The organism is Streptosporangium sp. DT93, assembly GCF_049844535.1.
In the GTDB taxonomy this organism is placed as follows: Bacteria; Actinomycetota; Actinomycetes; order Streptosporangiales; family Streptosporangiaceae; genus Streptosporangium.
Genome location: NZ_JBNCLF010000011.1, coordinates 263,564 through 279,560, shown reverse-complemented (window position 1 = coordinate 279,560; position 15,997 = coordinate 263,564). Strand labels below are relative to the sequence as shown.

The 15,997-nt window shown below is 66.5% G+C and carries 28 protein-coding genes and 1 pseudogene; all 29 read left to right on the top strand.

Annotated elements, in window-relative coordinates:
• Positions 1–320 precede the first annotated feature (320 nt).
• The 29 genes and pseudogenes from rpsJ to rpsM all read left to right on the top strand — a co-directional run bounded on the left by rpsJ (position 321) and on the right by rpsM (position 15,991).
• Positions 321–629: a 30S ribosomal protein S10 gene (rpsJ, locus tag ACLQ2R_RS24060; RefSeq protein ID WP_030912931.1), complete on the top strand. Its 309-nt coding sequence runs from the start codon at positions 321–323 to the stop codon at positions 627–629.
• A 14-nt stretch (positions 630–643) separates the two neighbouring features.
• Positions 644–1,297, top strand: coding sequence for a 50S ribosomal protein L3 (rplC, locus tag ACLQ2R_RS24055; protein ID WP_425962764.1), 654 nt, complete (start codon positions 644–646; stop codon positions 1,295–1,297).
• Positions 1,294–1,941, top strand: a complete 648-nt coding sequence (gene rplD / locus ACLQ2R_RS24050; RefSeq protein WP_386236563.1) for a 50S ribosomal protein L4 — start codon at positions 1,294–1,296, stop codon at positions 1,939–1,941. The genes rplC and rplD overlap by 4 nt, the downstream gene beginning before the upstream one ends.
• Positions 1,941–2,243, top strand: a complete 303-nt coding sequence (rplW, locus tag ACLQ2R_RS24045) for a 50S ribosomal protein L23 (RefSeq protein ID WP_030912923.1) — start codon at positions 1,941–1,943, stop codon at positions 2,241–2,243. The genes rplD and rplW overlap by 1 nt, the downstream gene beginning before the upstream one ends.
• Before the next feature lie 91 nt (positions 2,244–2,334).
• Positions 2,335–3,171 carry a 50S ribosomal protein L2 gene (gene rplB, locus ACLQ2R_RS24040; RefSeq protein WP_362815143.1) on the top strand — a complete coding sequence of 279 codons (837 nt, stop codon included), beginning with the start codon at positions 2,335–2,337 and terminating at the stop codon, positions 3,169–3,171.
• An 11-nt stretch (positions 3,172–3,182) separates the two neighbouring features.
• Positions 3,183–3,461: a 30S ribosomal protein S19 gene (gene rpsS / locus ACLQ2R_RS24035; RefSeq protein ID WP_012887835.1), complete on the top strand. Its 279-nt coding sequence runs from the start codon at positions 3,183–3,185 to the stop codon at positions 3,459–3,461.
• Positions 3,462–3,580: 119 nt separating this feature from the next.
• Entirely contained in the window at positions 3,581–3,934 is a 354-nt protein-coding gene (gene rplV, locus ACLQ2R_RS24030) for a 50S ribosomal protein L22 (protein WP_344890035.1), read from the top strand.
• A complete protein-coding gene (rpsC, locus tag ACLQ2R_RS24025) occupies positions 3,934–4,833 on the top strand; it encodes a 30S ribosomal protein S3 (protein WP_425962763.1) in 900 nt (299 codons plus the stop codon). The genes rplV and rpsC overlap by 1 nt, the downstream gene beginning before the upstream one ends.
• A 2-nt stretch (positions 4,834–4,835) precedes the next feature.
• Positions 4,836–5,255 carry a 50S ribosomal protein L16 gene (rplP, locus tag ACLQ2R_RS24020; protein ID WP_012887838.1) on the top strand — a complete coding sequence of 140 codons (420 nt, stop codon included), beginning with the start codon at positions 4,836–4,838 and terminating at the stop codon, positions 5,253–5,255.
• Positions 5,255–5,491, top strand: a complete 237-nt coding sequence (rpmC, locus tag ACLQ2R_RS24015) for a 50S ribosomal protein L29 (RefSeq protein ID WP_030912909.1) — start codon at positions 5,255–5,257, stop codon at positions 5,489–5,491. The genes rplP and rpmC overlap by 1 nt, the downstream gene beginning before the upstream one ends.
• A complete protein-coding gene (gene rpsQ / locus ACLQ2R_RS24010) occupies positions 5,484–5,783 on the top strand; it encodes a 30S ribosomal protein S17 (protein WP_425962761.1) in 300 nt (99 codons plus the stop codon). The genes rpmC and rpsQ overlap by 8 nt, the downstream gene beginning before the upstream one ends.
• A gap of 178 nt (positions 5,784–5,961) precedes the next feature.
• Complete coding sequence (rplN, locus tag ACLQ2R_RS24005; protein WP_012887841.1) at positions 5,962–6,330, top strand: 50S ribosomal protein L14; 369 nt, start codon at positions 5,962–5,964, stop codon at positions 6,328–6,330.
• 8 nt (positions 6,331–6,338) lie between these two features.
• Positions 6,339–6,599: pseudogene (rplX, locus tag ACLQ2R_RS24000) on the top strand (50S ribosomal protein L24); the annotation flags it as partial.
• A gap of 182 nt (positions 6,600–6,781) precedes the next feature.
• Entirely contained in the window at positions 6,782–7,360 is a 579-nt protein-coding gene (gene rplE / locus ACLQ2R_RS23995; protein ID WP_362815134.1) for a 50S ribosomal protein L5, read from the top strand.
• Positions 7,361–7,362: 2 nt separating this feature from the next.
• Positions 7,363–7,548: a type Z 30S ribosomal protein S14 gene (locus tag ACLQ2R_RS23990; protein WP_386264924.1), complete on the top strand. Its 186-nt coding sequence runs from the start codon at positions 7,363–7,365 to the stop codon at positions 7,546–7,548.
• A 144-nt stretch (positions 7,549–7,692) separates the two neighbouring features.
• Positions 7,693–8,091 carry a 30S ribosomal protein S8 gene (rpsH, locus tag ACLQ2R_RS23985; protein WP_030912900.1) on the top strand — a complete coding sequence of 133 codons (399 nt, stop codon included), beginning with the start codon at positions 7,693–7,695 and terminating at the stop codon, positions 8,089–8,091.
• Between the two features lie 17 nt (positions 8,092–8,108).
• The gene (gene rplF / locus ACLQ2R_RS23980; RefSeq protein ID WP_425962759.1) at positions 8,109–8,651 is read left to right on the top strand and encodes a 50S ribosomal protein L6; all 543 of its coding nucleotides are present in this window, start codon (positions 8,109–8,111) and stop codon (positions 8,649–8,651) included.
• Positions 8,652–8,653: 2 nt separating this feature from the next.
• A complete protein-coding gene (rplR, locus tag ACLQ2R_RS23975; protein WP_425962758.1) occupies positions 8,654–9,037 on the top strand; it encodes a 50S ribosomal protein L18 in 384 nt (127 codons plus the stop codon).
• Between the two features lie 61 nt (positions 9,038–9,098).
• Complete coding sequence (rpsE, locus tag ACLQ2R_RS23970) at positions 9,099–9,731, top strand: 30S ribosomal protein S5 (protein ID WP_425962757.1); 633 nt, start codon at positions 9,099–9,101, stop codon at positions 9,729–9,731.
• A gap of 3 nt (positions 9,732–9,734) precedes the next feature.
• Positions 9,735–9,917 carry a 50S ribosomal protein L30 gene (gene rpmD, locus ACLQ2R_RS23965; protein ID WP_012887849.1) on the top strand — a complete coding sequence of 61 codons (183 nt, stop codon included), beginning with the start codon at positions 9,735–9,737 and terminating at the stop codon, positions 9,915–9,917.
• Positions 9,918–9,919: 2 nt separating this feature from the next.
• Positions 9,920–10,375, top strand: a complete 456-nt coding sequence (gene rplO / locus ACLQ2R_RS23960) for a 50S ribosomal protein L15 (RefSeq protein WP_386236552.1) — start codon at positions 9,920–9,922, stop codon at positions 10,373–10,375.
• A 179-nt stretch (positions 10,376–10,554) separates the two neighbouring features.
• Positions 10,555–11,874, top strand: a complete 1,320-nt coding sequence (gene secY, locus ACLQ2R_RS23955; protein WP_386236550.1) for a preprotein translocase subunit SecY — start codon at positions 10,555–10,557, stop codon at positions 11,872–11,874.
• Entirely contained in the window at positions 11,874–12,524 is a 651-nt protein-coding gene (locus ACLQ2R_RS23950; RefSeq protein ID WP_362815124.1) for an adenylate kinase, read from the top strand. The genes secY and ACLQ2R_RS23950 overlap by 1 nt, the downstream gene beginning before the upstream one ends.
• A gap of 135 nt (positions 12,525–12,659) precedes the next feature.
• Entirely contained in the window at positions 12,660–13,478 is an 819-nt protein-coding gene (gene map / locus ACLQ2R_RS23945) for a type I methionyl aminopeptidase (RefSeq protein ID WP_425962755.1), read from the top strand.
• Positions 13,479–13,528: 50 nt separating this feature from the next.
• Positions 13,529–13,972, top strand: coding sequence for a DUF1707 SHOCT-like domain-containing protein (locus ACLQ2R_RS23940; RefSeq protein WP_425962754.1), 444 nt, complete (start codon positions 13,529–13,531; stop codon positions 13,970–13,972).
• 110 nt (positions 13,973–14,082) lie between these two features.
• Positions 14,083–14,556 carry a hypothetical protein gene (locus ACLQ2R_RS23935; protein ID WP_425962752.1) on the top strand — a complete coding sequence of 158 codons (474 nt, stop codon included), beginning with the start codon at positions 14,083–14,085 and terminating at the stop codon, positions 14,554–14,556.
• A 485-nt stretch (positions 14,557–15,041) separates the two neighbouring features.
• Positions 15,042–15,263 carry a translation initiation factor IF-1 gene (gene infA / locus ACLQ2R_RS23930; RefSeq protein WP_012887858.1) on the top strand — a complete coding sequence of 74 codons (222 nt, stop codon included), beginning with the start codon at positions 15,042–15,044 and terminating at the stop codon, positions 15,261–15,263.
• Between the two features lie 23 nt (positions 15,264–15,286).
• Positions 15,287–15,400, top strand: coding sequence for a 50S ribosomal protein L36 (gene rpmJ, locus ACLQ2R_RS23925; RefSeq protein ID WP_003956441.1), 114 nt, complete (start codon positions 15,287–15,289; stop codon positions 15,398–15,400).
• A gap of 210 nt (positions 15,401–15,610) precedes the next feature.
• Positions 15,611–15,991: a 30S ribosomal protein S13 gene (gene rpsM / locus ACLQ2R_RS23920; protein ID WP_344889992.1), complete on the top strand. Its 381-nt coding sequence runs from the start codon at positions 15,611–15,613 to the stop codon at positions 15,989–15,991.
• Positions 15,992–15,997 lie beyond the last annotated feature (6 nt).

Here is a 15,997-nt window from a genome sequence, read left to right as displayed (position 1 = left end):
CCCCCCCCCCCCCCCCCCCCCCCCCCCCCCCCCCCGCGCGCCCCCCCCCCCCCGGCCCCCCACCCCGGCAGGACCCACGAACCGTGATCTCGCAGTGGCTTCGGCCGGAAGATCTGCCGAAGTGACTGCCAGATCACGGAAGAAAGCGCAGACTCACAGCGTCTGCTACGTGGGACGTGCGGAGAACGCCCCCTTCACGGGGGACACGGGCTTCCGTACGAGGTGGAGGGGACGCCGCGAGGCGGACCCGCCCCACATGCACAGCGGCAACAGGCCGCACGTAACTTTTTCAGACGACAGCGAAGGACACCGAGGCCATTATGGCGGGACAGAAGATCCGCATTCGGCTCAAGGCCTATGACCACGAGGTCATCGACGTTTCGGCCAAGAAGATCGTCGAGACGGTGACACGGACTGGCGCCAAGGTCGCGGGCCCGGTGCCGCTGCCGACCGAGAAGAACGTGTACTGCGTCATCCGCTCGCCGCACAAGTACAAGGACAGCCGCGAGCACTTTGAGATGCGCACGCACAAGCGGCTCATTGACATCATCGACCCGACGCCCAAGACCGTCGACTCGCTCATGCGGCTCGACCTTCCGGCCGGCGTCGACATCTCGATCAAGCTCTGAGGGAACGCACTGACATGGCTAAGCAGATCAAGGGTGTCCTGGGCAAGAAGCTCGGCATGACCCAGGTCTTCGACGCGGACAACCGGATGGTCCCGGTGACCGTCGTCGAGGCCGGTCCGTGCGTCGTGACCCGCGTCCGCACCCCCGAGAAGGACGGCTACTCCGCCGTTCAGCTGGGCTTCGGGCAGGTCGACCCACGGAAGGTCAACAAGCCGCTCGGCGACTACCTGCGCAAGCACGACATCACCCCGCGCCGTTACTTCGCGGAGATTCGCACCGACGACGCCGGTGACTACACCCTGGGCCAGGAGCTCTCCGCCGACACCTTCGAGGCCGGCCAGTTCGTCGACGTGACGGGCAAGAGCAAGGGCAAGGGCTTCGCCGGCGTCATGAAGCGCCACGGCTTCAAGGGCCTGGGCGCCTCTCACGGTACGCAGCGCAAGCACCGTTCGCCGGGTTCCATCGGTGGCTGCGCCACCCCGGGCCGCGTCTTCAAGGGCGTCCGCATGGCCGGCCGGATGGGCAACGTCCGCACGACCATCCAGAGCCTCAAGGTTCACGCCATCGACGCCGAGAGGGGCCTCATCCTGATCAAGGGTGCGATCCCCGGCGCCAACGGCAGCCTTGTCCTGGTCCGCACCGCCGCCAAGAAGGGGGCTGCCAAGTGAGCACCATTGACGTCCTCGACGTGAGCGGCGACAAGGCCGGGACCGTCGACCTGCCGGAGGACATCTTCGGCACGAAGGTCAACATCCCGCTGATCCACCAGGTCGTCGTGGCCCAGCTCGCCGCTCGCCGGCAGGGCACCCACAAGGCCAAGACCCGTGGCGAGGTCCGCGGCGGCGGCAAGAAGCCGTACCGCCAGAAGGGCACCGGCCGCGCCCGTCAGGGCTCGACCCGCGCCCCGCAGTTCGCCGGCGGTGGCGTCGTCCACGGCCCGGTTCCGCGGGACTACTCGCAGAAGACTCCCAAGAAGATGAAGGCCGCCGCCCTGCGCGGTGCCCTGTCCGACCGGGCGACCGGTGGCCGCGTTCACGTGGTCAACGGTTTCGTCGCGGGGGAGACCCCGGCGACCAAGGCGGCTCTCGAGTCGCTTCGCAGGATCACCAAGGCCCGTAGCGTCCTCGTCGTGGTCGACGAGGGCGACGAGCTCACCTGGCTGAGCCTGCGCAACGCTCCCGAGGTCCACCTGCTGGACGCCGGGCAGCTCAACACCTACGACGTGCTCTGCTACGACGATGTCGTCTTCACCCAGGCGGCCTACGACCAGGTCGTGGCCCGCCTGAGCAAGAGCGGGAAGGAAGACGCCTGATGGAGAAGATCGCCGACCCGCGCGACATCATCATCAAGCCGGTGGTCTCCGAGAAGAGCTACGGCCTGATCGACGAGCACAACAAGTACACGTTCCTGGTGCGGAAGACGGCCAACAAGACGCAGGTCAAGATCGCCGTAGAGAAGATCTTCGGTGTCAAGGTGGCCAGCGTCAACACCATCAACCGCCAGGGCAAGCGCAAGCGGACCAGGTTCGGCTACGGCCAGCGCCCCGCGACCAAGCGGGCGATCGTCAGCCTGGTCGAGGGCGACCGGATCGACATCTTCGGTCAGATCGGCTGACGCGCTCGCTCAGTACGTACAGGGAGAAAGCCCCTCACCAGCCGGTGAGGGGCATTCGACCGGATTAACCGACGAAGGATGAACGAAAAAGATGGGCATCCGTAAACTCAAGCCGACGACCCCGGGTCGACGCGGCGCCAGCGTCTCGGACTTTGCCGAGATCACGCGCAGCACACCCGAGAAGTCGCTGCTTGCACCCCTGCACAGCAAGGGTGGCCGTAACGTCCACGGCCGTGTCACCACCCGTCACCAGGGCGGTGGCCACAAGCGCGCCTACCGGATCATCGATTTCCGGCGTCACGACAAGGACGGGATCCCGGCCAAGGTCGCTCACATCGAGTACGACCCGAACCGCACGTCCCGTATCGCGCTGCTGCACTACGCCGACGGGGAGAAGCGCTACATCCTCTGCCCCACCGGCCTCAGGCAGGGCGACAACATCGAGAACGGCCCCACGGCCGACATCAAGCCGGGCAACTGCCTGCCGCTGCGCAACATCCCGACCGGTACCTTCATCCACGCGGTGGAGCTCCGTCCGGGCGGCGGCGCCAAGCTGGGCCGGTCCGCCGGCGCGCAGATCCAGCTCCTGGCGAAGGAGGGGCAGTACGCCACGCTGCGTATGCCCTCCGGTGAGATGCGCCAGGTCGACGTCCGCTGCCGGGCCTCCATCGGCCAGGTCGGCAACGCCGAGCAGGCGAACATCAACTGGGGTAAGGCCGGACGCATGCGGTGGAAGGGCAAGCGCCCCACCGTCCGCGGTGTCGCGATGAACCCGGTCGACCACCCGCACGGTGGTGGTGAGGGTAAGACCTCCGGCGGTCGTCACCCCGTCAACCCCAAGGGCAAGCCCGAGGGTCGTACTCGTGCGGCGAACAAGGCCAGCGACCGGCTGATCATCCGCCGTCGTACCAAGCGGAAGAAGCGGTAGGAGCAGCCAAAATGCCACGTAGCCTCAAGAAGGGTCCCTTCGTGGACGACCACCTTCAGAAGAAGGTGGATGTCCAGAACGAGAAGGGCACCAAAAACGTCATCAAGACGTGGTCGCGGCGCTCCATGATCGTGCCCGACATGCTCGGTCACACGATCGCCGTTCACGACGGCCGCAAGCACGTCCCGGTGTTCGTCACCGAGTCGATGATCGGCCACAAGCTCGGTGAGTTCGCCCCGACGCGAACCTTCCGCAGCCACGTCAAGGAAGACCGCCGCAGCCGGCGATAGAGCGCCTCACAGGGAGGGCTCGTCCCGCCCGCAGACGGCCGCACGGCGAGAGCCGTGGCGGCCACCACCGGGCGAGACGGACCCGACCGACACGAAGCAGAAGGTAAGAGGAGTAAGCGATGGAAGCCAGGGCTCAGGCGCGGTTCGCGCGCCACACGCCCATGAAGGCCCGCCGCGTGGTGGACCTCATTCGCGGGCTGCCCGCTTCGGAGGCGCAGGCCGTGCTGCAGTTCGCTCCCCAGTCGGCGAGCGAGACCGTGTACAAGGTGCTGTCCAGCGCCATTGCCAACGCGGAGCACAACTTCAAGCTCGACCGGGAGACGCTCTTCGTGAGCCGTGCCTGGGTCGACGAGGGCCCGACGCTGAAGCGGTTTCGTCCCCGCGCCCAGGGTCGCGCCTATCGGATCAACAAGCGGACCAGCCACATCACCGTGATCGTGGAGTCCCGCGAGCCGAAGGGGAGGACCCGCTAGTGGGTCAGAAGGTCAACCCGCACGGGTTCCGCCTCGGCATCACGACCGACTTCAAGAGCCGGTGGTATGCCGACAAGCTCTACAAGTCGTACGTGGCCGAGGACGTGGCGATCCGCCGAATGCTCAAGAAGGGCATGGAGCGGGCCGGCATCTCCAAGGTGGAGATCGAGCGGACCACCGACCGGGTACAGGTCGACATTCACACCGCCCGTCCGGGCATCGTCATCGGCCGCCGCGGCGCCGAGGCGGACCGGATCCGCGGTGACCTCGAGAAGCTGACCAAGAAGCAGGTCCAGCTGAACATCCTCGAGGTCAAGAACCCTGAGATCGACGCTCAGCTCGTCGCCCAGGGTGTGGCGGAGCAGCTCTCCAGCCGTGTCTCGTTCCGTCGTGCCATGCGCAAGGCGATGCAGTCGGCGATGAAGAGCGGCGCCAAGGGCATCCGGGTGCAGTGCTCGGGTCGTCTCGGCGGCGCCGAGATGTCCCGTTCGGAGTTCTACCGCGAGGGCCGCGTGCCCCTGCACACGCTCCGCGCGGACATCGACTACGGCCTGTACGAGGCCCGTACCACCTTCGGCCGTATCGGTGTGAAGGTGTGGATCTACAAGGGTGAGGCCCCGACCAGCCGCGCCGAGCGCGAGGCGGCCGCCGCGGGCGCCCGCGCCGGCCAGCGCCGTGACCGCGACGACCGTCGTGGCCCCGGTGCCGGTGGCGGCGGCGGCGACCGTCCCCGTCGTGGCGGCGGCGCCGGTGGCGCCCGTCGTGGCGGCGGTGCCGGTGGCGCCGGTGCCGGTCGTGGTGACCGTGCCGCGGCTCCGGCCGCACCCAGGAACGAGGCGGCCTCGCAGGCCGCCCCCGAGACCGGCCCGGCTGCGCAGCCGGGTGCTGAAGGGAGCTGACCATGCTGATCCCGCGCAGGGTCAAGCACCGCAAGCAGCACCGGCCCGACCGTCACGGAGCCGCCAAGGGCGGCACCAGGGTCGTGTTCGGCGAGTTCGGCATTCAGGCGCTTGAGCACTCCTACGTGACCAACCGCCAGATCGAGTCGGCTCGTATCGCGATGACCCGTCACATCAAGCGTGGCGGAAAGGTCTGGATCAACATCTACCCGGACCGTCCCCTCACCAAGAAGCCCGCCGAGACCCGCATGGGTTCCGGTAAGGGTTCGCCGGAGTGGTGGATCGCCAACGTCAAGCCCGGCCGCGTCATGTTCGAGCTGTCGGGTGTCGCCGAGCCGGTGGCTCGCGAAGCCCTGCGGCGTGCGATGCACAAGCTGCCGATGAAGTGCCGGTTCGTCAAGCGTGAAGTGGGTGAGGCGTGATGGCTAAGGGCCTGACCGCCGGTGAGCTGCGGGTGGAGGACCAGGACACCCTGGTCACGAAGCTGAAGGAAGCCAAGGAGGAGCTGTTCAACCTCCGCTTCCAGGCCGCGACCGGCCAGTTGGAGAGCCACGGGCGGCTACGCGCCGTTCGCCGCGAGATCGCCCGTATCTACACGGTGATGCGCGAGCGGGAGCTCGGAATCGTCACGGTAGAGAAGGAGTCGATCGATGGCTGAGGCCGTAGAGACCACCGAAAGCACTGAGAGCACGACCGAGTCGCGGAACTACCGCAAGACCCGCGAGGGTCTGGTCGTCAGTGACAAGATGGACAAGACTGTCGTGGTCGCCGTCGAGGACCGCGTCAAGCACCCCCTGTACGGCAAGGTCATCCGCAGGACGACCAAGTACAAGGCGCACGACGAGGCCAACGACTGTGGCGTCGGCGACCGCGTTCTCCTGATGGAGACCCGGCCGCTGTCGGCCAGCAAGCGCTGGCGCGTCATCGAGATCCTCGAGAAGGCCAAGTAGGCCACACGCCTCGTGGGGGGTGACGGTGTCACCCCCCACGACGGCGTCCAAGGGGGCGGAGCCATCTCCGCCCCGCCTCGGCCGCGGTCCGCGAGGGCTGTGGCCGCAGGACAAAGACCCAGCAGGTTCCGCAAGGCTCACCCGAGGGTGAGAACCGGCGAGACAAACAGGAGTTCAAGTGATCCAGCAGGAGTCGCGGCTCAAGGTCGCCGACAACACCGGTGCGAAGGAAGTCCTTTGCATCCGTGTGCTCGGTGGCTCGGGCCGGCGCTACGCGGGAATCGGCGACATCATCGTCGCCACGGTCAAGGACGCCATCCCGGGCGGCACCGTGAAGAAGGGCGATGTGGTCAAGGCCGTCATCGTCCGTACTGTCAAGGAGCGCCGCCGGCCCGACGGCTCCTACATCCGCTTCGACGAGAACGCCGCCGTCATCATCAAGGACAGCGGCGACCCGCGGGGCACTCGCATCTTCGGTCCCGTCGGACGTGAGCTGCGTGACAAGAAGTTCATGCGGATCATCTCGCTCGCGCCGGAGGTGTTGTAATGCCGAAGCTGCATGTCAAAAAGGGCGACCTGGTGCTGGTCATCGCCGGCAAGGACAAGGGTGCCAAGGGTCGTGTGATCGCCGCCCACCCGCGTGACGAGCGCGTGGTGGTCGAGGGCGTCAACATGGTCAAGAAGCACACGAAGGAGACCAACCAGGGTCCGCGCGGCGCCAAGAGCGGCGGCGTGCAGACCATGGAGGCCTCCATCCACGTGAGCAACGTCAAGAAGCTCAAGGACGACGAGGCCAAGCCCAAGGACGGCAAGAAGGACGAGGCGAAGCCCGCCAAGTCCTCGAAGGCCACCAAGGACGCCAAGGACGAGGCGAAGAACGACAAGCCCGCCAAGGCCTCCAAGGACGCCAAGGACGAGGCCGAGCCCGCCAAGGACGACAAGCCCGCCGAGACCGAGCCGGCCCAGGCCGCCTCCGACGAGACGGGTGGGGACAAGTGATGACCGCCAACACCACCGAGAACGAGCAGCGGGCCCTTCCGCGCCTCAAGCAGCGCTACCGCGAAGAGATCATCGCGAAGCTGAACGAGGAGTTCGGGTTCGAGAACATCATGCTGGTGCCCACGATCACCAAGATCAAGGTGAACATGGGCGTCGGCGAGGCCGCGCGCGACTCGAAGCTGATCGAAGGCGCCGTCCGCGACCTCACCGTGATCACCGGTCAGAAGCCGGCGGTCGTCCGCGCCCGCAAGTCCATCGCCCAGTTCAAGCTGCGCGAGGGCATGCCGATCGGTGCGCACGTCACGCTCCGCGGTGACCGCATGTGGGAGTTCCTCGACCGGCTGCTCTCGCTGGCGCTGCCCCGTATCCGTGACTTCCGGGGCCTGTCGCCCAAGCAGTTCGACGGTAACGGCAACTACACCTTCGGTCTCACCGAGCAGGTCATGTTCCACGAGATCGACCAGGACAAGGTCGACCGTCAGCGGGGCATGGACATCACGGTCGTGACCACCGCTAAGACCGACGACCAGGGCCGGGCGCTGCTGAAGCAGCTCGGATTCCCGTTCAAGGAGGCCTGATCATGGCGAAGACGTCGCTCAAGGTCAAGGCTGCTCGCAAGGCCAAGTTCGAGGTCCGGGGCTACACCCGTTGCTCGCGCTGTGGCCGTCCCCGCGCCGTCTACAGGAAGTTCGGCCTGTGCCGCATCTGCTTCCGCGAGATGGCGCACCGGGGCGAGCTGCCCGGCATCACCAAGTCGAGCTGGTAGCGATCCGCGCGGTCCCGTGTCCTCACGGGTCCGCGCGGTCCCCGGCCCCACATAGAATCTCGATACTCACCGGGCGCTGATCGAAGCGCCCATGACCGCACCGTAGGTCCCCTGTGGAAACCGCGGTGAGGAAGGCCACCGGCCATGACGATGACCGACCCGATCGCAGACATGCTGACGCGTCTGCGAAACGCGAACTCGGCGTACCACGACAGCGTGGCGATGCCGTACTCGAAGATCAAGGCGCACATCGCCGAGATCCTCCAGCAGGAGGGATACATCCAGGCCTGGACCGTCGAAGACGCCAAGGTCGGGAAGAACCTCGTGGTGGAGCTCAAGTTCGGGCCGAGCCGTGAGCGGTCGCTCGCGGGCCTGCGCCGGGTTTCCAAGCCCGGCCTGCGGGTCTATGCAAAGAAGGACAACCTGCCCCGAGTCCTGGGTGGACTGGGCGTCGCGATCATCTCGACGTCCGGCGGTCTCATGACGGACAAGCAGGCCGGCAAGCGTGGAGTGGGCGGGGAAGTCCTCGCCTTCGTTTGGTAGAGGGGAGAACGAACAGCATGTCAAGAATCGGACGGCTGCCCATCCCCGTACCGAACGGAGTGGACGTCGCCATCGACGGCCGGGACGTCACGGTCAAGGGTCCTAAGGGCACACTTTCACACACGGTCGTGGAACCCATCGCGATCGCCAAGGGCGACGACGGGAACCTCTCCGTCACCCGCCCCAACGACGAGAACAAGGTCCGTGCGCTGCACGGCCTGTCCCGCACCCTGGTCGCCAACATGGTGACCGGTGTCACCCAGGGGTACTCCAAGACCCTGGAGATCGTCGGTGTCGGTTACCGCGTCCAGGCCAAGAGCCCGACTCAGCTCGAGTTCGCTCTCGGTTTCAGTCACCCGGTGATCGTCAACGCCCCCGAGGGCGTCACCTTCCGCGTCGAGAGGCCGACCCTGTTCCACGTGGACGGCATCGACAAGCAGAAGGTCGGCGAGATCGCCGCGAACATCCGCAAGTTGCGCAAGCCCGACCCGTACAAGGGCAAGGGTGTGCGTTACCAGGGTGAAGTTATCCGCCGCAAGGTCGGAAAGGCTGGTAAGTAGGCATGGCTGGCAAGACTGCGTTCGGCAAGCACACGGCCGCCCGCACCCTCTCGCGGGCCCGCCGCCACGGCCGAGTCCGCAAGAAGGTGGTCGGTACGGCCACACGCCCCCGTCTGGTCGTCAACCGCTCCACGAGGCACCTCTTCGTGCAGATCGTCGACGACGCCCAGGGCCACACGCTGGTGAGCGCGTCCACCATGGACGCCTCGCTGCGCTCGGCCGAGGGCGCCAAGACCGACAAGGCCAAGCAGGTCGGCGAGCTTCTCGCTCAGCGGGCCAAGGCGGCCGGAATCACCGCGGTCGTGTTCGACCGGGGTGGCAACCGCTACGCGGGCCGTATCGCGGCGCTGGCAGACAGCGCCCGCGAAGGCGGACTGGAGTTCTGATGACTCCTTTCCGAGGACCGCAACCGATGGCCCGTCTTACGAATGAGAAGAGGAACCACTAATGGCTGGAGCTCCGCGTCGCGGTGGCGCCGCCGGTGGCGAGCGGCGTGACGGTCGTCGTGACGACCGCCGCGGTGGCAACGCTGACAAGGGCGTCTCGTACATCGAGCGCGTCGTGAAGATCAACCGAGTGGCCAAGGTCGTGAAGGGTGGTCGTCGCTTCAGCTTCACCGCCCTCGTCATCGTCGGTGACGGCAACGGCATGGTCGGCGTCGGCTACGGCAAGGCCAAGGAAGTGCCCGCGGCGATCGCCAAGGGTGTCGAGGAGGCCAAGAAGAACTTCTTCAGGGTCCCCCGCATCCAGGGCACCATCCCGCACATCGTGCAGGGCGAAGAGGCCGCCGGCGTCGTCTTCCTGCGTCCGGCCTCGCCCGGTACCGGCGTCATCGCCGGTGGCCCGGTGCGCGCCGTGCTGGAGTGCGCGGGCATCCACGACGTGCTGTCCAAGTCGCTCGGCTCGGACAACCCGATCAACATCGTGCACGCCACCGTGGCGGCTCTGAAGGGCCTCAGCAGGCCCGAGGAGATCGCGGCCCGTCGTGGCCTGCCGATCGAGGACGTGGCCCCCAAGGCGATGCTCAGGGCTCGCGCCGAGGGTCTCGCGGAGGCCGCGGCCGCGAAGGCGGTGAGCTGACAGATGGCACGCCTGAAGATCACCCAGGTCCGCTCGAAGATCGGCGGCAAGCAGAACCAGCGTGACTCGCTGCGCTCGCTCGGTCTGAAGCGAATCGGTGACGTCGTCGTCAAGGAGGACCGCCCGGAGATCCGTGGCATGGTCACCGTGGTGACGCACCTCGTCACCGTGGAAGAGGTCGACTAGACATGGCAGAGAACACTCCGCTCCGCATCCACCACCTGCGTCCGGCCCCCGGCGCCAACAAGTCGAAGGTCCGCAAGGGCCGCGGCGAGGCGTCCAAGGGCAAGACCTCGGGTCGTGGCACCAAGGGTACGAGGGCCAGGAACAAGGTTCCCCTGGGCTTCGAGGGTGGTCAGGTCCCGCTGCAGCGGCGCCTGCCCAAGATGAAGGGCTTCTCCAACGCCCTGTTCAAGACGACCTACCAGGTCGTCAACCTCGACAGGCTCGGCGAGCTGTTCCCCGACGGTGGCGACGTCACCGTGGAGACGCTCGTCGCCAAGGGCGCGGTCCGCAAGAACCAGCTCGTCAAGGTGCTGGGAACCGGCGACCTGTCCGTGGCGTTGAACGTGGAGGCGCACGCGTTCTCCTCGTCCGCCAAGGACAAGATCGCTGCTGCCGGGGGCTCCGTCTCCGAGCTGTAGGTGTCATCATCACGTGGCGCGGGGGCTCGCAATGGGCTCCCGCGCCCGTAGTGCGTTAGAGTTCGCTGGACAGTGGGCCTCGACTCATTTCCACGGGCTCATTGACTGGATATGGCAAAGATGGAACACCCCCGCACCATCGCTGACCGACCTCGCCTTTCAGGCGCGCAGGAGGGACCGTGCTGACCGCATTCACCCGAGCGTTCCGTACGCCGGACCTGCGTAAGAAGCTGCTCTTCACCTTGGGCATCATCGCGCTGTTCCGACTTGGTTCGGTTCTGCCTACCCCGGGTGTGCATACCGAGAACATCAGTCGTTGTCTCACCCAGGCGCAGGCGGGGGACGCGGGCAACATCTACGGAATGGTGCAGCTGTTCAGCGGTGGCGCACTTCTGAAACTTTCAGTGTTCGCCCTCGGCATCATGCCCTACATCACCGCGAGCATCATCCTGCAGCTGCTGGTCGTGGTGATCCCGAGGCTGGAGGCCCTCAAGAAGGAGGGCCAGGCCGGGCAGACCAAGATCACGCAGTACACCCGTTACCTCACGGTCGGGCTGGCCGTTCTCCAGTCGACCGCCTTCGTGGCGCTGGCGCGCAGCGGACAGCTGTTCCCGCAGTGCCGCGAGGAGATCCTGCTCGACAAGGACAACGTCTTCGCCATCGTCACGATGGTGCTGACCATGACCGCCGGCACCGCCGTGGTCATGTGGCTGGGCGAGCTGATCACCGACCGCGGCATCGGCAACGGCATGTCGATCCTGATCTTCACGCAGGTCATCGCGGTCTTCCCGTCCGAGCTGCTGAACATCGCCCGCCAGAAGGGCGCCTTCGTCTTCGCCGTGGTCATCGTCGTCGGTATCGCGATGATCGCCCTGGTCGTGATGGTGGAGCAGGCCCAGCGCCGGATCCCGGTGCAGTACGCCAAGCGCATGGTCGGCCGCCGGATGTACGGGGGGACCTCCACCTACATCCCGCTCAAGGTCAACCAGGCCGGCATCATCCCGGTCATCTTCGCCTCGTCGTTGCTGTACCTGCCGCAGCTGATCACCACGCTCTTCTCGAACACCCAGAGCGAGCCGCACCCGATCATCCAGTGGATCAACCAGGAGTTCGGCGGCGGCGGCACCACCCCGACGTACATGATCACGTTCTTCCTGCTGATCGTCTTCTTCACCTACTTCTACGTGTCGATTACCTTCAACCCCGTTGAGGTCGCCGACAACATGAAGAAGTACGGTGGGTTCATCCCGGGCATCCGCCCGGGGCGCCCGACTGCTGAGTACTTGAACTTCGTGCTCACGCGACTCACCGCTCCCGGCGCGCTGTATCTGGGCCTGATCTCCATGGTGCCGATCGTCGCGCTGGCGCTCGTCGGCGCGAGTCAGAACTTCCCGTTCGGAGGGACGAGCATTCTGATCATGGTTGGTGTCGGCCTTGACACCGTGAAGCAGATCGAGAGCCAGCTGCAGCAGCGTAACTATGAAGGTTTCCTGAAGTAGTGCGCCTCGTCCTGGTCGGGCCCCCCGGAGCGGGTAAGGGGACACAGGCCCAGTTCGTCGCATCGAACCTGTCGATCCCGAAGATTTCGACAGGTGACATCTTCCGCGCCAACGTCTCGGGCGGCACGGAGCTCGGCAAGCTTGCCAAGGAATACATGGACCGCGGCGACCTCGTGCCCGACGAGGTCACCATCGCGATGGTCCGCGACCGTCTCGCCGAGAAGGACGCGCAGGACGGTTTCCTGCTCGACGGCTTCCCCAGGAACGTGCCCCAGGCCGAGATCCTGAAGAAGATCCTCGCCGAGTTCGGAGCCGCGCTGGACCTCGTCCTGGAACTCGTGGTCGACGACGAGGAGGTCGTGCGCAGGCTCGCCGGCCGCCGCACCTGCAGCCAGTGCGGCCGTATCTGGCACGTCGACTTCGACGACAAGAAGGACGACGTCTGCGACGCCTGCGACGGACGGCTCTACCAGCGTGACGACGACAAGGAGGAGACCGTCAGGCACCGCCTGGAGGTCTACCAGGAGCAGACCGCTCCGCTGGTCTCCTTCTACGCCGGCGAGGGCATCCTGGTCGGCGTGGACGCCACCGGTCCGGTGGAGGAGGTCACCCGGCGCGCGATGGAGGCTCTGAGCCCCTACGCGGGCTGACGACACGTCGGACGCGATATGTGCGCCCTGCACGCCACCCATGGTTTCTCATGGGTGGCGTGCTGTCATTTAGGGCAGAATCGGGGGAATTGGGGTCCCGATCCGCCCGTTGAGTCACCCCAGGGGGTGTGCAGGTTGTTCAAGAAGAACAAGCACGGAATCCAGATGAAGACGCCCGAGCAGCTCGACAAGATGCGGGCGGCCGGCCTGGTGGTCGGCAGGACCCTGAACCTGCTGCGCGAGAGCATCCGGCCGGGCATGACGCCCCTGGATCTCGACGCGATCGCCGAGAAGGCCATCCGGGACGAGGGGGCGATCCCCTCGTTCAAGGGCTACCAGGGTTTTCCCGCCACGATCTGCGCCTCGGTCAACCACGAGGTCGTGCACGGCATCCCGAGTGACAGCCGCGAGCTGCGGGAGGGCGACATCATCTCGATCGACTGCGGCGCCATCCTGGACGGCTGGCACGGCGACTCGGCCGTGACCGTGCCGGTCGGCGAGGTGGCCCCCGAGCTGACCGAGCTGATGCGGGTCACCGAGGAGGCCATGTGGCGGGGCATCGCCGCGCTCACCGTGGGCCGCCACCTGTCCGACATCGGGCACGAGGTGGAGCGCTACGTCCGCTCCCAGGGGCGCTACGGCATCCCGCAGGAGTACGGGGGGCACGGCATCGGCACCGAGATGCACATGGACCCCTGGGTGGCCAACCACGGCAAGCCGGGGCGGGGCCCGAAGTTCGAGCCGGGGATGTGCTTCGCCGTCGAACCCATGGTCAATCTGGGCACGGACCGGACCAAGGTGCTGGCCGACGACTGGACCGTGGTGACCGTCGACGGCAAGATGTCCGCGCACTTCGAACACAGCGTCGCCGTGACACATAATGGTCCTTGGGTACTGACCGCGCTCGACGGGGGAGAGGCGCGGCTTGCCGACCTGTTGGGAAACGCGGGCTAGTTCCGGCCCGATGCTGAGTGGATGTGGTTGACATGCCGTCCGGTCCTGAGATGCGAGCCTCCGACGGGGACCGCGACAAGGTCGCCTCGGTCCTGAGGGAGCACTACGCCCAGGGACGACTGACCACCGAGGAGTTCGACGACCGTCTGGAGCAGCTCTACACCAGCAAGACCTATGGGGAGCTGGCCACCCTCACCTCCGACCTTCCCGAGGTCGACCTGCGCAGCCTCCCCGAGACCCCCTCCAGGGCCCCGCAGCGTGCCGCCGGGGCCGCGGGCGCGACGCCCGCGGACAAGGGCATGAGGTCCGCCTGGGCCGTCTGGGCGATGGCCAGCGGCATCAACTGGATGATCTGGCTCATCGTCGGTGTGACCTCAGGGCTGGACTTCCCCTACCCCTGGCCGCTGTGGGTGATGGGGCCCTGGGGTGTGGTGTTGCTGATGTCCACGCTCACCCAGGGGGCGAAGCCGTGGAAGGGGTCGGAGAAGTCGTAATAGTGCACTCTGCGGCGTGAGTGCGTATTCCTGCGCAGAAGGGTTCGCCGGATCTTCCTAGTGTTCGAGGTGTCCGAACGGCAACACCTCCACCGCACAGGAGCATGACGATGAGCACGATGCGCACCCTTCTCGCCGGAGCCGCCCTCGCCGGTTCGCTGGCCGCCGCCGTGGCCGCCGCCCCCGCGGCGAGCGCCTCCGCCGCCCCGGCCACGGCCGCCGCCGTCCAGGAGACCCAGGTCTCCGGCAAGCACTTCTTCGGCCCCTACCACTCCGGCTTCGGCAAGGGCGAGGGCTTCGGCAGGCGCTCGTACTTCAAGGGGTACTGGACCAAGGACAGCGGCCGCTACTGGTTCTACGGCGACCTGTTCGACCGCGACCGTGACCGCGACCGCAGCTACGTGTGGTTCAAGTGGCACGACCGCTTCGGCTCCCACACCAAGGTCTTCAGCACCTTCGGCCGCTCGCACCTCGACAGGTTCGGCGGCTTCAAGAAGAGCAACGGCTTCGACGACTTCAAGATCCGGGTCTGCGAGGGCGACAACAAGTTCGACGACTGCGGCCGCTGGGGCGACGCCTTCTAGACGGCGATGAACGACGAGATCCGGGACTCCCGCGGGGACGCGGCAGGTCCCGGGCCCCGGAGCCGACCGCGACGAGCCCCCGGTGACCTCTCACCGGGGGCTTTCCCGCGTACGCGCCGGGGGCGTGCCGGCGGCCGCATCCGCGGGGCCGTCGCCCGGACCGCCCCGGGGGGATGCCCGGCCCGGAAGCGACGTGGGTACTGGCCTGACCAGGCGGGACGTGCCACAATGAGGGCGCGGGTAGCCCGCGCGCCGAGCCGCGCCGTCCATCCCTTACGGGATCTGCGGTATCCTATGTAGCGGTTGTGTCAAGGTACCGGCCGTGTGTTTCGCATTTCCTCGCCCGGTGCCGTACACTCCTTTTTCGGTTCACTATGACCAATGCGCATCGACGGTGTCGCAACCGTCGCTCTCATCGAAGCGCTGGGTCGCGGCTGCGTAGTGTTCCGAAGCCTCAGACGACCGATCAGTGAAACGCGAGGGACATGGCCAAGAAAGACGGCGCCATCGAGATCGAGGGCACTGTGGTTGAGTCGCTCCCGAACGCGATGTTCAGGGTGCAACTCGACAACGGCCATAAGGTCCTGGCCCACATCAGCGGGAGGATGCGGATGCACTACATCCGGATCCTTCCTGACGACAGGGTTGTCGTCGAACTGAGCCCCTACGACCTCAGTCGTGGGCGGATCGTCTACCGATACAAGTAAGCGTCTGAGGGACGAATAGGACTATGAAGGTCAAGCCGAGCGTCAAGAAGATCTGTGACAAGTGCAAGGTGATTCGCCGGCACGGTCGCGTCATGGTGATCTGCGACAACCTGCGCCACAAGCAGCGCCAGGGCTAAGTCGCTCCAGCAGGCCCCGCGAGAGTCCGCTCCAGGTAGCGGACTCGACCCATGTGGGGCCGTCAACGTACACGCGTCTCGCACCTGCGCAGGCGGCTCACGCCGTACCCCGCAGGAGACCCCCGGTCGGAGGCCGGGGCCCTCACCCCGGGCATGGGGAGGGGAAGCGAGGCGCAGGACCTCCGTCACAACGAAGGAGAATGCCCCACCATGGCTCGCCTTGCTGGTGTGGATCTCCCCCGCGACAAGCGGCTGGAGATCGCTCTCACCTACATTTTCGGAATCGGCCGCACCCGTGCGCTCGAAACCCTCAAGGCCACCGGCGTGAACGGCGACCTCCGTGTTCACCAGCTCACGGACGAGGAACTCGTCCCGCTGCGTGACTACATCGAGGCGAACTACAAGATCGAGGGTGACCTCCGTCGCGAGGTTCAGGCCGACATCCGCCGCAAGATCGAGATTCAGTGCTACCAGGGCATCCGGCACCGCCGTGGCCTTCCCGTGCACGGTCAGCGCACGCAGACCAACGCGCGTACCCGTAAGGGCAAGAAGAAGACCGTGGCCGGCAAGAAGAAGCCCGGTAAGAAGTAGTCCGCG

Coding starts and splice junctions, on each gene's coding strand:
- rpsJ (WP_030912931.1), top strand. CDS start 321: ATGGCGGGACAGAAGATCCGCATTCGGCTCAAGGCCTATGACCACGAG.
- rplC (WP_425962764.1), top strand. CDS start 644: ATGGCTAAGCAGATCAAGGGTGTCCTGGGCAAGAAGCTCGGCATGACC.
- rplW (WP_030912923.1), top strand. CDS start 1,941: ATGGAGAAGATCGCCGACCCGCGCGACATCATCATCAAGCCGGTGGTC.
- rplB (WP_362815143.1), top strand. CDS start 2,335: ATGGGCATCCGTAAACTCAAGCCGACGACCCCGGGTCGACGCGGCGCC.
- rpsS (WP_012887835.1), top strand. CDS start 3,183: ATGCCACGTAGCCTCAAGAAGGGTCCCTTCGTGGACGACCACCTTCAG.
- rplV (WP_344890035.1), top strand. CDS start 3,581: ATGGAAGCCAGGGCTCAGGCGCGGTTCGCGCGCCACACGCCCATGAAG.
- rplP (WP_012887838.1), top strand. CDS start 4,836: ATGCTGATCCCGCGCAGGGTCAAGCACCGCAAGCAGCACCGGCCCGAC.
- rpmC (WP_030912909.1), top strand. CDS start 5,255: ATGGCTAAGGGCCTGACCGCCGGTGAGCTGCGGGTGGAGGACCAGGAC.
- rpsQ (WP_425962761.1), top strand. CDS start 5,484: ATGGCTGAGGCCGTAGAGACCACCGAAAGCACTGAGAGCACGACCGAG.
- rplE (WP_362815134.1), top strand. CDS start 6,782: ATGACCGCCAACACCACCGAGAACGAGCAGCGGGCCCTTCCGCGCCTC.
- ACLQ2R_RS23990 (WP_386264924.1), top strand. CDS start 7,363: ATGGCGAAGACGTCGCTCAAGGTCAAGGCTGCTCGCAAGGCCAAGTTC.
- rpsH (WP_030912900.1), top strand. CDS start 7,693: ATGACGATGACCGACCCGATCGCAGACATGCTGACGCGTCTGCGAAAC.
- rplF (WP_425962759.1), top strand. CDS start 8,109: ATGTCAAGAATCGGACGGCTGCCCATCCCCGTACCGAACGGAGTGGAC.
- rplR (WP_425962758.1), top strand. CDS start 8,654: ATGGCTGGCAAGACTGCGTTCGGCAAGCACACGGCCGCCCGCACCCTC.
- rpsE (WP_425962757.1), top strand. CDS start 9,099: ATGGCTGGAGCTCCGCGTCGCGGTGGCGCCGCCGGTGGCGAGCGGCGT.
- rpmD (WP_012887849.1), top strand. CDS start 9,735: ATGGCACGCCTGAAGATCACCCAGGTCCGCTCGAAGATCGGCGGCAAG.
- rplO (WP_386236552.1), top strand. CDS start 9,920: ATGGCAGAGAACACTCCGCTCCGCATCCACCACCTGCGTCCGGCCCCC.
- ACLQ2R_RS23940 (WP_425962754.1), top strand. CDS start 13,529: ATGCGAGCCTCCGACGGGGACCGCGACAAGGTCGCCTCGGTCCTGAGG.
- ACLQ2R_RS23935 (WP_425962752.1), top strand. CDS start 14,083: ATGAGCACGATGCGCACCCTTCTCGCCGGAGCCGCCCTCGCCGGTTCG.
- infA (WP_012887858.1), top strand. CDS start 15,042: ATGGCCAAGAAAGACGGCGCCATCGAGATCGAGGGCACTGTGGTTGAG.
- rpmJ (WP_003956441.1), top strand. CDS start 15,287: ATGAAGGTCAAGCCGAGCGTCAAGAAGATCTGTGACAAGTGCAAGGTG.
- rpsM (WP_344889992.1), top strand. CDS start 15,611: ATGGCTCGCCTTGCTGGTGTGGATCTCCCCCGCGACAAGCGGCTGGAG.